This is a genomic window from Nitratireductor rhodophyticola, from assembly GCF_019891355.1.
GTDB lineage: Bacteria > Pseudomonadota > Alphaproteobacteria > Rhizobiales > Rhizobiaceae > Nitratireductor > Nitratireductor rhodophyticola.
Genome location: NZ_JAHSSF010000005.1, coordinates 138,343 through 151,343 on the forward strand (window position 1 = coordinate 138,343; position 13,001 = coordinate 151,343).

Sequence of the window (13,001 nt, forward strand, 5' to 3'; positions counted from 1 at the left end):
CCTCCACGGTTTCTGGAATTATTTCGCGGCAAGTTTTTCCGGCAGCGCCTCGAAGAGCGTGGCGAAATGTTTTTTGGCCTTGCCGGGGTGCTTCACCCTTGCGGCGGCCTCTCCGTTCACGGGTTCGCCCACGGCGATCAGCGCGATCATGCCCATGCCATAGTGCGGGGTGCATTTGACGCCATAGACGCCTTCTTCCGTGAGTGTCACGGAAAAATCCTTGCTTACCTTGCTGCGAAACGCGGCTGCCCCCTCGGGGAGCATACCCTTGATGGTCTCGGCATTGTGGCCGGGATCGACAGACACGAATTTGATGGTGTCGCCGGGCTGGGCGCGGACAAAATCCGGCTCGAAGACCATCACCCCCTTCTCGCCCTTGTTGAGCATCCTGATCTCAAACTCGGCTGCAAGGCCAGGCGCTACAGTGATGCCAAGAGCAAGGCCTGCCGCCAGAAAGGCGGCGGTTTTGATCGCAGTCATGAACGGTCTCCGTTTCTGACAATTCCAGGCGGGAGACAGTTTCCACGCTTCCTGGAATTGCTTTTTGGTTCGACGGCTCCTTCTAGCCGCCGTTATGGAGACACGCTTTGCGATGGGTCAAAGAGGCGTTGCGTTTTCCCGGTCGAAGGTGTCTTCGGCGATGGGCCAGATCGGGCGCGCGAGCTTCCTGTAGCCGGCCGTCTTCGGGTTGTTCGGGTAGCAGCCTTCCACCGCCGCATAGACGATCTCTTCTGCGATGGGGGCGAAGCCCGCATGGAAATGATTGGTCGACTTGACGAGAAGCACCTGCTTTTCGAGCGGATCGACGCCGAGATTGGAGAAGATGTCGGGCTCGAAGGTCTGGGTACGATTGGTGTTGAGCACGATGTCGATCTCGGTGCCGACAAGCCGCACCACCGCGGCGGGGCCGAGCGTGACGCGGCTGGTGCCGAATGTCTGCCAGCCTTCCTCGGCCAGCTTTCTGATCTCGAACGACCCGTCGAACGGTGTGCCGCTGGCGGCGTTTGCCTTTCCGCCAATGCGCATGTCGAGAATGGTGCCCTCGCCCGCGCCATGCGCAAAACCGACCGCCTGCGGATCCCAGATGGTGGCAACGCCTGCGCGAGTGATGCCGCTTTGAACGAGCGCATGCAGGAGAACGGTGTTGTCGCCCGCCGTGCCGCCGCCGGGATTATCCCACATGTCGGCGATGACGACCGGCTTGCCGCCTGCGCCGCCGACGTTCGCCCTGGCGATGGCATCTGCGGCGGAGAGGCTCTTCATGGCGGTCATGCCGCGCATGCCGCGCACATCCTGACCGAGCTTTTCGGCGAGCGCTGCACCTTTCTCCGGCACATTGTCGGTGACGACCATGACCTGCGTGCCGAGCTCGGGCACATCACCCGCCATGAAGCCGTGGATGAGCGAGACGGAGAGGATGCCCTCCCTGCCCTGCAGTGCCTTCATACGGTCCACGAAGGAGCGCATGGGCTCGCGGCTTGTCGGGAAGACGTCGATCATGCGGCAGTCGAAGGTGGAGATCACCGGGCGGATTTCGCCGCGCGTGGCACGCAGCGCCAGATCCACCACATGCTCGGCACGTTCGAGAAAATCGGTATGGGGGAATTCGAGAAAGGCGGCGAGGATGTTCGCCGCCGCCACGCGCTTCGCCGTCAGATGGCTGTGCGGGTCGAGCTCGGCCGCGACGATCACGTCCGGGCCGACGATCTCGCGCACACGGGCGAGAAGATCGCCCTCGCAATCGTCGAGCCCGCGCGCGACCATTGCGCCGTGCAGGCCAAGCACGACGCAGTCCACCGGCATGGCGGCCCGCAGCTGATCGAGAATCTCATCGCGCAGCGTCTCATAGACATCGAGCCGGACATAGCCGCCCGGTTCCGCCCAGGTGGCGGTCCCCTCGATCAGGGTGAAACCCTCTTCCCGCGCCCGCCGCCGCAAAACCGGGATGGGCGCCGAACAGAGCGTTGGAGTCTCGGGGTGTTCCCCCGGCCCGGCATAAAACGCCATCTCGAAATCCCCGCGATCGGTCGGGATCGGCGAGAAAGTGTTGGTTTCGGTGGCGAGCGAGGCGGTAAAGACACGCATGCGATGAGGTTCCGGCTTTATGGATCAGAGCGGCTTGTAGGCGACGGCCTCGACTTCGATCTTGATGTCGATCATCAGCCGCGATTCAACCGTGGTGCGCGCCGGTGGGTTCTTGGGAAAATACTTGCCGTAAACCGCATTGAACGGGCCGAAGTCGCGCGCGTCTTCCAGCCAGACGGTCGTTTTCACCACATCGTCGAGCGTGCAGCCGGCGAGCGCCAGAGCCGCCTTGACGTTTTCCATCACCTGCCCGGTCTGCTCGGTGATGCCACCCTTGACGACGACGCCATCCGCGCCCACCGGAACCTGACCGGAAATGTAGACGAAATCGCCGGCGCGCACGGCGGGGGAAAGCGGCACATGGGAGGTGCCGAAGCACTGCTTGGTCATGAATATACTCCGTTCCTGGAATTGCTTTATTTCACCGCACCGATGGCCAGGCCGCGCACCAGATAGCGCTGTAGCCAGGCAAAGATGACGGCGACGGGGATCGTGGCGACGAAGGTTGCCGCCATGACATGGTGCCACTCGACCGTATAGCGGCCAGCGACAAGAGAGAAAATCTGGATCGGCAGCGTGTAGCTTTCCTGACGCCGCAGCATGGTGAGCGCGATGACAAACTCGTTCCACGCATTGATGAAGGAGAAGATGGCGGTCACCGTCATCGCAGGAAGGGCGAGCGGCAGGAACACCATGACCAGCGCCTTTGCGGGACTGGCGCCTTCGATCCACGCGGCCTCTTCCAGATCCTTCGGAATGGTGGAGAAATAGCTTTGCAGCATCCACACGGTGAACGCGACATTGAACGCGCCATAGACGAAGACGATGGAGTTCACATTGTCGAGCAGGCCGAGCCACACCACCAGCCGGAACAGGCCGATAACAAGCACGATGGGCGAGAGCATCTGCGTGACGAGCAGGAACTGGCGGAAAAAGCCCTGTCCCCTGAAGCGGAAACGGCTCATGGCGTAAGCCGCTGGAATGGAGACCGCGAGCGCCAGAACGGTCGACAGCACCGAGACATAGATCGAATTCCAGAGCGCGGTGCCGAAATTGGTGACGGCCCACATGTCGATGAAATTGCGCCACGCCGCCTCACGCGGCCACCAGGTTGGCGACAGCACCTCGTTGGCCGGCTTGATGGCGGTGATGAACATCACGGCAAACGGAAACAGAATCAGCACGATGAGCGGTGACAGCAGCGCCCAGTAGAGAAGCGATTTCTTCAGCTTGGGGTTCATGTCCGCTCCCTGCGCATGGCCAGCGCGACATAGAGGATGGTGAAGGCCAGAAGCAGCGCGAACATCATCACCGACAGGGCGGACGCCTCGCCCAGTTTGCCGAAGCGGAAACCGAGCTTGTAGAGATAGGTGACGAGGATGTCGGTGGAGTTGGCCGGCCCGCCCTGTGTGGTCGCCCAGATGATCGGGAACGAATTGAACACATAGATCATGTTGAGCACGATCGAGATGTTCAAAAACGGCTTCATCAGTGGCAGGGTGATCTCGCGGAAAGTCTGCCAGCGCGATGCGCCTTCAAGCTTCGCCGCCTCATAAAGATCGTCGGGAATGGACGAGAGGCCACCGAGAAAGATCGTGGTCGTGAACGGGATCGTGACCAGAATGCCGATCATGATCTGCACCGGGAAGGCGGTCGAAGCGCGGGCGAGCCACTGGATGTTCTGATCGATCAGGCCGATGTTCTGCAGGCCCGAATTGAGCATGCCGCTCTCGCCATTCAGCGCCCAGCGCCAGACGATGGCGGTCATGGTGAGCGACACGGCCCAGGGCAGCATGACGATGACGCGTGCAAGCGAGCGGCCATAAAAATCCTCGTTGAGGATCATGGCGACGGGCACGGAAACGATGAGTGTGCCGAACACGATGCCGCCGGTCCAGATGAAGGTGCGCCAGAGCGCGCCAAGAAAATCCGGATCGGTGAAGACGGCGACATAGTTTTCGACGCCGTTGAAACCACGCAGCTGGCCGAAGCGGTTGACGTCGTTGAGCGAAATTGTGCCGAGCTGGTAAAGCGGCCACAGGATGATGAACGCGGCGAGAAGAAACCCCGGCAGGATCAGCAGATAGGGATTTGTCAGGGGCGAGCGGATCATGGTCCCGTCAGTTTTCGCAGGATTTCAAGCGGACAGAAGCGGCATGCGCAGCCACAACCGCGCATGCCTTGTTCGATGAATGTGTTATTGCCCGAGAATGCCGTTGATCTCTTCAGCGGCCGCATCGAGCGTGGCCTTGGGTTCGCCATTGCCGAGATAGATGGTCTGCACCGCATCCGAAGTGATGGTGGCGATCTCCTCCCAGCCGGCAACGACCGGGGCAAAGCGGGCGTCCGGCAGAAGCGCCGTAAACGCCTTCAGGTCAGCGCTGTCGGCAAAGGCCGGCTGGGCCGCGACCTCCGGATTGACCGGCAGGAAACCTTCACCGGAGGTGAATTTTGCACGCCACTCGGTGGTGAAGAGCTGATCGAGGAATTTCCAGGCCAGGTCCTTGTTCTGGGAATTCTCGAACATGATGATGGAATCGGTCACGCCATAGGTGCCGCGGTCTCCATCCGGACCGGCCGGGATGGCGGCCACACCGTAGTCGAGATCGGGCGCTTCATCCCTGATCTGGTTGGAGAGGAATGGCGCGGTGATCATCATGCCGACCTTGCCCTGCTTGAACAGGTTCTGCACATCCTCGCGGTTATAGGAGGTGACACCGGGCTGCGTCGCGCCGGAATCGATCAGCGATTTGTACATCTCCGCTGCCTTGTAGCCGGCATCGGTATCGAGGCCCGATGTGCCATCTTCTTCGATGATCTGACCGCCATAGGCCCAGAAGGCATAGCAGAAATAGAAGTCAGTCTCGATTTCTTTGCCCTGTAGGCCGAAGCCGGCAATGTCGTCACCCAGCGCACCGATTTTCTTGGCCGCTTCGGCAAGCTCGTCCCATGTGTCGGGAACCTCGGCGATGCCGGCCTGCTCGAACAGTGCCTTGTTGTAGTACATGGCGCGGGCCGACGCGGCGATGGGCAGGCCGTAGGTCTTTCCCTGCATCACGGACGGCTCGAGGAAGACCGGGAAGAAACGGTCCTTGAAGTCCTGCGTCATGTAATCGTCCAGTGGCGCGGCGATGCCCTGATCGACAAAGTCGATCAGCCAGCGTGTGCCGATGATCGACAGATCGGCATTGGCGCCGCCGGAAATGTCGGTGGTCAGTTTCTGCAGAAGCACATCCCAAGGCACCACCTCGATCTGGATATCGGAGCCGGGATTGGCCTCCTCGAATGCCTTGGCGGCTTCCTCGAAATAGGGGCCGGTCTTGGAGCTGTATTCAGCCACGGTGACGCGCACGGTCTCGGCCTGCGCCCACCCAGCCATGGATAGAAGCGCGACACTGGCGACGGTGGCTTTCAATGCGGTCCTGTTCATTCCTGTCTCCCTGTTCCTCTCTCGGGTTCCTGATGCGTGCCCGGTGAAGGGCACCTGCGCCTTAACTGTTCTTGCGGATTGCCACACGGCGCGAGCAGCGATCTTTTGTGTAATTTTTTTACAGAAATTGGAAATAAGCAAGTGAAATCACACATTCATGTTGCTAAATTACGATTTATCGGCAAATCTTTGGCTGCCGGCCTGTGTTTCAGGCAGCGTCAGATTGCCCGGAAAGAACGAAGAGACCCCACGAAAGCGGGCAAAGCCAGGGGAAGAACGGGAGCGCAATGATCGATCTCAATGGTCACAGAATTGTCGTGACGGGTGCGGCCGGTGGCATCGGTCGGGCCATGGTGGACGTCCTTTCGGGGTTTGGCGCCTTTGTGGTCGCATGCGATCTGGAGGAAGCCGACCTGTCTTTTGACGGTGTTGGAGAGGCCCAGCGCTTCGATCTGCTGGACGATGGTGCGGTCGAAGCGGCGGTGAAGCGCATCTGCGACGGGGGCGTTCCGGATGCCGTGATCTCCAACGCCGGCTGGACGCGCGCCGAGACGCTGGACGATGTGACGCCCAAGGCGCTCTCTCACGAGCTGGATCTCAACCTGCGCAGCGCTGCAAGGCTTTCGCAGGCCTTCCTTCCAGCGATGCGCGCAAGCGAAAAGGACGCGGCTTTCGTGTTCATTTCATCCATCAACGCGCTGTCGCACTACGGCAACCCCGCTTATGCGGCGGCCAAGGCCGGGCTGATCGCCTGGATGCGCGCGATCGCCACGGAGGAAGGCCGGCACGGCATCCGCGCCAATGCGATTACGCCGGGCTCGGTGCGCACCATGGCCTGGGATCACCGCATCGAACGCGACCCGGGCATCTTGGCCAAGGTGCGGCAGCTTTATCCGCTGGGGCGCATGGTTGAGCCTGTGGAAGTGGCGCGTGCAGCGGCCTTTCTCGCCTCCCCGCTTGCAAGCGGCATCACCGGCACGGTGCTTCCAGTGGATGCAGGCATTTCCGCCGGGAACCTGCCCTTTCTTGAACAGATAGCCGGCTGAGGAGACCCTTCATGGCAGAGCTGAAACTGAAGGACATTTCCAAGCGCTACGGTTCGCTGACCGTGATCGAGAAACTCTCGCTGGCGATTGACGATGGCGAGTTCGTGGTTTTGGTCGGGCCATCCGGCTGCGGCAAGTCGACCCTTTTGCGCATGATCGCGGGGCTGGAGCCCATCACCGGCGGCGACCTCGTCATTGGCGGCGCCCGGGCCAACGACATTCCGCCCCAGAAGCGCGACACATCCATGGTGTTCCAGTCCTACGCGCTCTTTCCGCATATGAGCGTTCGGGAAAACATCAGCTTTGGGCCGCGCGTGCGCGGCGAGCCGAAAGACGAGACGGAACGGCGCATCGAGAAGGCAGCCGAAATCCTCAATCTCGGTGCCTATCTCGACCGCAAGCCGGGCCAGCTTTCCGGCGGCCAGCGCCAGCGTGTCGCCATGGGCCGGGCCATCGTGCGCGATCCGAAAGTGTTTCTCTTCGATGAGCCGCTGTCGAACCTCGACGCGAAGCTGCGCATCCAGATGCGCACCGAGATCAAGGCGCTGCACCAGAAGCTTGGCACGACCATCGTCTATGTGACGCATGACCAGATCGAGGCCATGACCATGGCCGACAGGATCGTGGTCATGAATGGCGGCAATATCGAGCAGGTGGGCACACCGCTGGAACTCTACGACCGGCCCGCCAACACTTTCGTTGCCGGCTTCATCGGCTCGCCGGCGATGAGCTTTCTGCAAGCCGAAACAGGTGTGGTGGGCGCGACACCCGTGGCGGTGCTGCAGGATGGGACGAGCCTCCCCATAGCGCAGGGCTTCGGCCATGAAACCGTGACGGTTGGCATTCGCCCCGAATCCTATCAAAGGGACCCAGAAGGGCCGCTGAAACTCCATGTGGAGGTGGTAGAGCCGACCGGCCCGGAGATCCATGTGTTCGGCACCATTGCCGGAGAGGACGTGCGCGTCGTGCTGCGTGACAGGGAATTGCCCAAACCGGGCGAGACACTTGCGCTTTCCGTTCCGGTCGAGCATGTGCATCTGTTTGACAGCGATGGCGGACAAAGGCTGGAGGCGCACTGATCATGGACAAGCGCGTGCCCGATGACAGCGAACGCACGGTCGATATCATCGCCCGGTTGCAGGATCGGCTGGAACGCGGGCGCGGCGCGGAAATCCGCCTGGTGGAGAGCATCCTGGCCGATCCGCAGTTTGCCGCCCATGCGCCGATCGCGCAGATCGCCGAGCGCGCAGGCGTGAGCGAGCCGACCATCACGCGGCTGGCGCGGGCGCTGGGGTTTCCCGGCACGCGGGAGATGCGGTTTCATCTGGCGCAGGCGCTGGCCATTGGTGGCGCCTATCTGCGCGAGCCGAGCGCACCGGTGGAAGAATTGCCACTCTCCGGTCAGGTGGTGGCGAAGGTTGCCTCTGGCGCCCATGCGGCCCTTGATCTCATGACGATGGCGCTCGCCGATATCGATCTTGAACCCATGGCGAAAGAGATCAGCCGCGCAAGCCAGATCCTCGTCTATGGCACGGGCGGCAGCTCTTCCTTTGCGGCGGTGGAACTGCAGAACCGGCTCTTTCGCCTCGGGCTTCACGTGACCGCTCACACCGACCCGCAGCTCCAGCGCATGAGCGCCTCCGTGCTGGAGCCCAAGGCCGTGGTGATCGGCTTTTCGGTTTCCGGACAGGCCGCCTCGGTGATGGATGCGGTGACGATTGCCCGGCAATATGGCGCGCGCGCCTTTGTCGTAACCACGCCCAACTCGCCGCTGGCGGCGGCGGGCGACGACATTCTGCCGCTCACCTTCAAGGAAGACGGCAATCTCTACAAACCCTCCTCCATGCGCTATGCGCTGCTTTCGGCGGTGGACATGATCGCCATGGCGACCGCGCTCACGCTCGGCAAGAAGGTGCTGGAGCCGCTCAGGCGGGTGCGCCACAGCCTGGCCAGCCAGAACATCAAGAACCCCAACCTGCCTATCGGAGACTGATGCCTTGCGCATTCTCGACCTTGAAACGCCCGCCGTGGCGATCGACCTTGCGAAGGTCCGGGCCAACCTCGCCCGCGCGCAGGCCCATGCAGACGCCCATGGGCTGAAACTGCGCCCGCACATCAAGACCCACAAACTGCCCCTGTTCGCGAAATTGCAGTGCGAGATGGGGGCGACCGGCATCACCTGCCAGAAGGTGGGCGAAGCCGAAGTAATGGCCGATGCGGGGCTGACCGACATCTTCATTCCCTACAACATTCTGGGCGCCGCCAAGCTCAACCGGCTTCTGGCCCTGCACAAACGCGTGACGCTTTCGGTGACGGCGGACAGTGCCGTAACGATTGCCGGCTATGCCGGGCATTTCACCGACCCCGACCATCCCCTCCCCGTGCTCGTGGAATGCGATACGGGCATGGGGCGTTGCGGCGTGCAGACGGTGGAAGAAGCCGTTTCGCTGGCGAAACAGATCGATGCCGCACCTGGGCTGCGCTTCGAAGGGCTGATGACCTATCCGCCGCGCGGCGAGCCTGAAACGGTGGAGCGCTGGCTGGCGGACGCCATTGCCGCGCTCAGGGAGAGCGGGCTGGCGGTGAGCACGGTTTCCAATGGCGGATCGCCCGATTTCTATCGGGCCGAGCGGGTGACAAGCGCAACGGAGCATCGGCCCGGCACTTATATCTATTCCGACCGCATGCAGGTGGCTTTCGGTCATGGCACGCTGGAAGACTGCGCGTTCACCGTGCTGGCCACGGTGGTGAGCCGGCCGACCGAAAACCGCGCAATCATCGATGCCGGCTCCAAGGCACTCGCTGCCGACACCGCACCCGTGCCCGGCCATGGGCACATCGTGGGGTATCCCGATGCGGTAATCGCCTCGCTCAGCGAGGAGCATGGCATTGTCGACCTTTCGAACTGTGCGACGAAACCTGAGATCGGCGACAAGGTGCGCATCATTCCCAATCATGTTTGCCCGGTGTCGAACCTTTACGACGCGGTGAACCTCGTCGAGGGCGACAGGGTCACCGAAACACTTGTCGTTGCCGCACGCGGCCGCCTGACCTGAGAACCAGTCATTCCGAGGAACAAGCATATGACCTATGACAAGAACCCCTTCCCTGAAGGCGATGCCGACCGTCACTATCTCTGGGAAATGCTGGTGCGGCGCGACATCGACGCGTTTCTGGCGCAGGACTGGTCCATGGTGGAAGGGGATTTTGCCGAGGACCGGTTCTTCGGCATGCATGCGCATTTTCTGAGCGATGCCGATTCCTGGCGGCTGCAATTTCCCGATGTGAAAACCTATCGCGACGAATGGCTGCGGCAGGGCAGGGAAACAGCGGCAACCAAGTTTGCCGAGCCGCTGCGCGACGCGCTCTTCCGCGTGACGAACATGCGCGACATCGACATCGATGGCGACCGCGCCGTTCTGCACAAGAAGTTCAATGGCAATGTTGCCAAGGCCGATGGCAGCGTCGACCGGCTGAACTGGCAGACGCTCTATTTCTGCGCCAGGATCGACGGGCGCTGGAAGATCACCGGCTTCGTCGGCTACATGCCCCATCCGCTGGGTGGCTGATCACTCAAACGCGTTTGCCCGTCTCCGCATCGAAGAGATGGGTCATGTTCTCCTGAACGGTGAGCGGCAGTGTGTCGCCGGGCGCGACCTTTGCGCTGCCGGGGAGCCGGGCGATCAGCTCACCGCCGGCACCGTTGGCGCCTGAAAGCGTGCCGTGGGCGAGCGTGTCGGCTCCAAGCGTCTCCACCGCCGTGACGGAGAGATTGAGCGTCGCCTCTTTCGCCGTGGCAATCTGCAGGTGCTCGGGACGCACGCCGAAAAGAAGCGGGCGGCCCGTCTCTTCCGGCTTCGTGTCGAGCGCGAGTTTTCCGCCTCCTTCCAGCACGAAGTCGGCGCCCGAAACGCTTCCCTTCAAAATGTTCATCGCCGGAGAGCCGATGAAGCCGGCTACGAAACGTGTTGCCGGGCGTTCATAGACGGCCATCGGCGTGTCGATCTGCTCGGCGATGCCGGCATTCATCACCACCAGACGGTCGGCGAGCGTCATCGCCTCGACCTGATCATGCGTCACGTAAAGCGCGGTGGTGCCGACCGAGCGCTGCATCTGCTTGATCTCAAGCCGCATCTGCACACGCAGCTTGGCATCGAGGTTTGACAGCGGCTCGTCGAACAGGAAGACGGCCGGGTTGCGCACGAGCGCCCGGCCCATGGCGACACGCTGGCGCTGGCCGCCGGAAAGCGCGCGCGGCTTGCGGTCGAGATAAGGTTCGAGCTGCAGCATGGCGGCGGCCTGATCGACCCGCTGGCGGATTTCGTCCTTCGTCTTGCCGGCGATTTTCAGCCCGTAGGCCATGTTGTCGAAGACGGACATATGCGGATAGAGCGCATAGTTCTGGAACACCATCGCGATGTCGCGTTCGCGCGGCTCCAGATCGTTGACCACCCGCCCGCCGATTTCCATCGTGCCGGCGGTGATGCGCTCAAGCCCGGCCACCATGCGCAGAAGCGTGGACTTGCCGCAGCCGGACGGGCCGACAATGACGATGAATTCGCCATCGGCCACATCCAGACTGACGCCATGGATGACCTCGGTCTTGCCGTAGGATTTGCGAACGTCGCGTATGGAAATCGTCGCCATGCCGATTTCGGTCCTTCTATTTCTCTGTCTCGACAAGGCCTTTGACGAAAAGGCGCTGCATGAAGATCACGACCGCCACCGGCGGCAGAACGGCCAGCGTCGCCGCCGCCATGGTCACGGGCCAGTTGCCGTAGTCATCGGCGGTCGGCATCATCTGTTTCAGACCCATCACGATGGTGTTCATTTCCGGCTTGGTCGTGATCAGAAGCGGCCAGAGGAACTGGTTCCAACCGTAGATGAAGAGGATCACGAATAGCGCCGCGATGTTGGTCACCGAGAGCGGCAGGAGAATGTCCTTGAAAAAGCGCAGCGGCCCCGCACCGTCGACACGCGCAGCCTCCACCAGCTCATCCGGCACGGTCATGAAGAACTGGCGGAACAGGAAGGTGGCGGTGGCCGAGGCGATCAGCGGCAGGATCAGGCCGGTGTAGGAATTGAGCATGCCGAGCGAAGCGACAACCTCATAGGTCGGCACGATGCGCACCTCCACCGGCAGCATCAGCGTCATGAAGATCGCCCAGAAAGCAAGCATGCGAAACGGAAAGCGGAAATAGACGATCGCATAGGCCGACAGGATCGAAATGGCGATCTTGCCGATGGCGATGCCCATGGCCATGACGAAAGAATTGAACAGCATGCGCCCCACCGGCGCGGTGATGCCGGAAGTGAGCGCTTCGCTATAATTGTCAATGAAATGCGGTCCCGGCACCAGCGGCATGGGCGGGCGGATGATCTCGAAATGCGTCAGCGTCGAGCCGACAAAGGTGAGATAGATCGGGAAGCAGACGATGGCGATGCCGATGATCAGCACCGCATGCATCAGGATCGTGCCAAAGCCCTGTTTTTCAACCATGTTCCGCCCTCCTCAATAGTGCACGCGCCGCTCGATGAAGCGGAACTGGATGACGGTGAGAATGCCCACGACAACCATGAGGATGACCGACTGGGCGGCGGAGGAGCCGAGATCCTGCCCGACGAACCCGTCGGAATAGACCTTGTAGACGAGGATGGTGGTGGACTGGCCCGGCCCGCCGGACGTCATGGTGTGGATGATGCCGAAGGTCTCGAAGAAGGCGTAGACGATGTTGACCACCAGCAGGAAGAATGTGGTGGGCGACAGAAGCGGGAAGATGATGGTGCGGAAGCGGTGCCATTTGCCCGCGCCATCGATCGCCGCCGCCTCGATCAGGCTTTTGGGGATCGCCTGAAGGCCGGCGAGGAAAAACAGGAAATTGTAGCTGATCTGCTTCCACGCGGCGGCGAGAATGACCAGCGTCATCGCCTGACCGCCATCAAGCACCGGGTTCCAGTCGATCCCAATGGCCTTCATGTAGAAAGCGATTACGCCGATTGAGGGCTGGAACATGAAGAGCCACATCACGCCAGCAACGGCAGGGGCCACGGCATAAGGCCATATAAGCAGCGTCTTGTAAGCCCCCGCCCCCTTGATGACCTGATCGGCCATCACGGCAAAGAGCAGCGCGACCGACATGGAGACCAGCGTCACGAAGAAGGTGAACACGGCCGTGGTGACGAAGGACTGAAGATAGTACCGGTCGTTGAAGAGATACTCGAAATTCGAAAACCAGACAAAGCGCGCTCCAAGCCCGAACGGATCGGGCAGAAGCAGGGACTGGTAGAGGGCCTGCGCGGCGGGCCAGAAGAAGAAAACAATCGTCACCACCAGCTGCGGTGTCAGCAGCAAGTATGGCAACAACCGGTTGTCGAAGGTAACGCGCTTTTCCATGGGCCGACCGGATAAGAAAGGGCCGGCAAGATTGCTGCCGGCCCTG

The 13,001-nt window shown here is 61.6% G+C and carries 14 protein-coding genes; 5 read left to right on the forward strand and 9 right to left on the reverse strand.

What is annotated here, in order from left to right; all coding sequences use genetic code 11:
- Positions 1-18 precede the first annotated feature (18 nt).
- The 6 genes from KUG85_RS19070 to KUG85_RS19095 form a co-directional block, all read right to left on the reverse strand.
- Positions 19-480 carry a pseudoazurin gene (locus KUG85_RS19070; protein WP_223006591.1) on the reverse strand — a complete coding sequence of 154 codons (462 nt, stop codon included), beginning with the start codon at positions 478-480 and terminating at the stop codon, positions 19-21.
- A 117-nt stretch (positions 481-597) separates the two neighbouring features.
- On the reverse strand, positions 598-2,085 hold the full coding sequence (locus tag KUG85_RS19075; protein ID WP_223006592.1) for a M81 family metallopeptidase: 1,488 nt from the start codon (positions 2,083-2,085) through the stop codon (positions 598-600).
- 24 nt (positions 2,086-2,109) lie between these two features.
- Complete coding sequence (locus KUG85_RS19080; RefSeq protein WP_007007194.1) at positions 2,110-2,475, reverse strand: RidA family protein; 366 nt, start codon at positions 2,473-2,475, stop codon at positions 2,110-2,112.
- A 26-nt stretch (positions 2,476-2,501) separates the two neighbouring features.
- The gene (locus tag KUG85_RS19085; RefSeq protein ID WP_007007193.1) at positions 2,502-3,326 is read right to left on the reverse strand and encodes a carbohydrate ABC transporter permease; all 825 of its coding nucleotides are present in this window, start codon (positions 3,324-3,326) and stop codon (positions 2,502-2,504) included.
- Positions 3,323-4,198 carry a carbohydrate ABC transporter permease gene (locus tag KUG85_RS19090; protein ID WP_223006593.1) on the reverse strand — a complete coding sequence of 292 codons (876 nt, stop codon included), beginning with the start codon at positions 4,196-4,198 and terminating at the stop codon, positions 3,323-3,325. The genes KUG85_RS19085 and KUG85_RS19090 overlap by 4 nt, the downstream gene beginning before the upstream one ends.
- Before the next feature lie 84 nt (positions 4,199-4,282).
- Complete coding sequence (locus tag KUG85_RS19095; RefSeq protein WP_223006594.1) at positions 4,283-5,515, reverse strand: ABC transporter substrate-binding protein; 1,233 nt, start codon at positions 5,513-5,515, stop codon at positions 4,283-4,285.
- A gap of 287 nt (positions 5,516-5,802) precedes the next feature.
- Here KUG85_RS19095 and KUG85_RS19100 point away from each other — a divergent pair, with 287 nt between their 5' ends.
- Genes KUG85_RS19100 through KUG85_RS19120 form a run of 5 tightly spaced genes read left to right on the forward strand, consistent with a single transcriptional unit; the run spans position 5,803 to position 10,130 of the window.
- Positions 5,803-6,561: an SDR family NAD(P)-dependent oxidoreductase gene (locus tag KUG85_RS19100; protein WP_223006595.1), complete on the forward strand. Its 759-nt coding sequence runs from the start codon at positions 5,803-5,805 to the stop codon at positions 6,559-6,561.
- A gap of 11 nt (positions 6,562-6,572) precedes the next feature.
- A complete protein-coding gene (locus KUG85_RS19105; protein ID WP_223006596.1) occupies positions 6,573-7,640 on the forward strand; it encodes an ABC transporter ATP-binding protein in 1,068 nt (355 codons plus the stop codon).
- Positions 7,641-7,642: 2 nt separating this feature from the next.
- Positions 7,643-8,554, forward strand: a complete 912-nt coding sequence (locus tag KUG85_RS19110; protein WP_223006597.1) for a MurR/RpiR family transcriptional regulator — start codon at positions 7,643-7,645, stop codon at positions 8,552-8,554.
- 4 nt (positions 8,555-8,558) lie between these two features.
- Complete coding sequence (locus tag KUG85_RS19115) at positions 8,559-9,617, forward strand: D-TA family PLP-dependent enzyme (protein WP_223006598.1); 1,059 nt, start codon at positions 8,559-8,561, stop codon at positions 9,615-9,617.
- Between the two features lie 27 nt (positions 9,618-9,644).
- Positions 9,645-10,130, forward strand: coding sequence for a hypothetical protein (locus KUG85_RS19120; RefSeq protein ID WP_223006599.1), 486 nt, complete (start codon positions 9,645-9,647; stop codon positions 10,128-10,130).
- A gap of 4 nt (positions 10,131-10,134) precedes the next feature.
- Here the strand turns inward: KUG85_RS19120 and KUG85_RS19125 are convergent, their stop codons facing one another.
- The 3 genes from KUG85_RS19125 to ugpA are packed head-to-tail and all read right to left on the reverse strand — an operon-like array spanning position 10,135 to position 12,955.
- Entirely contained in the window at positions 10,135-11,208 is a 1,074-nt protein-coding gene (locus tag KUG85_RS19125) for a sn-glycerol-3-phosphate import ATP-binding protein UgpC (RefSeq protein WP_223006381.1), read from the reverse strand.
- A gap of 16 nt (positions 11,209-11,224) precedes the next feature.
- Positions 11,225-12,061, reverse strand: a complete 837-nt coding sequence (gene ugpE, locus KUG85_RS19130) for a sn-glycerol-3-phosphate ABC transporter permease UgpE (protein WP_223006382.1) — start codon at positions 12,059-12,061, stop codon at positions 11,225-11,227.
- A 12-nt stretch (positions 12,062-12,073) separates the two neighbouring features.
- Positions 12,074-12,955 (reverse strand): sn-glycerol-3-phosphate ABC transporter permease UgpA, encoded by an 882-nt coding sequence (gene ugpA / locus KUG85_RS19135; RefSeq protein ID WP_065818010.1) that lies wholly within the window; start codon positions 12,953-12,955, stop codon positions 12,074-12,076.
- Between the last annotated feature and the right edge of the window lie 46 nt (positions 12,956-13,001).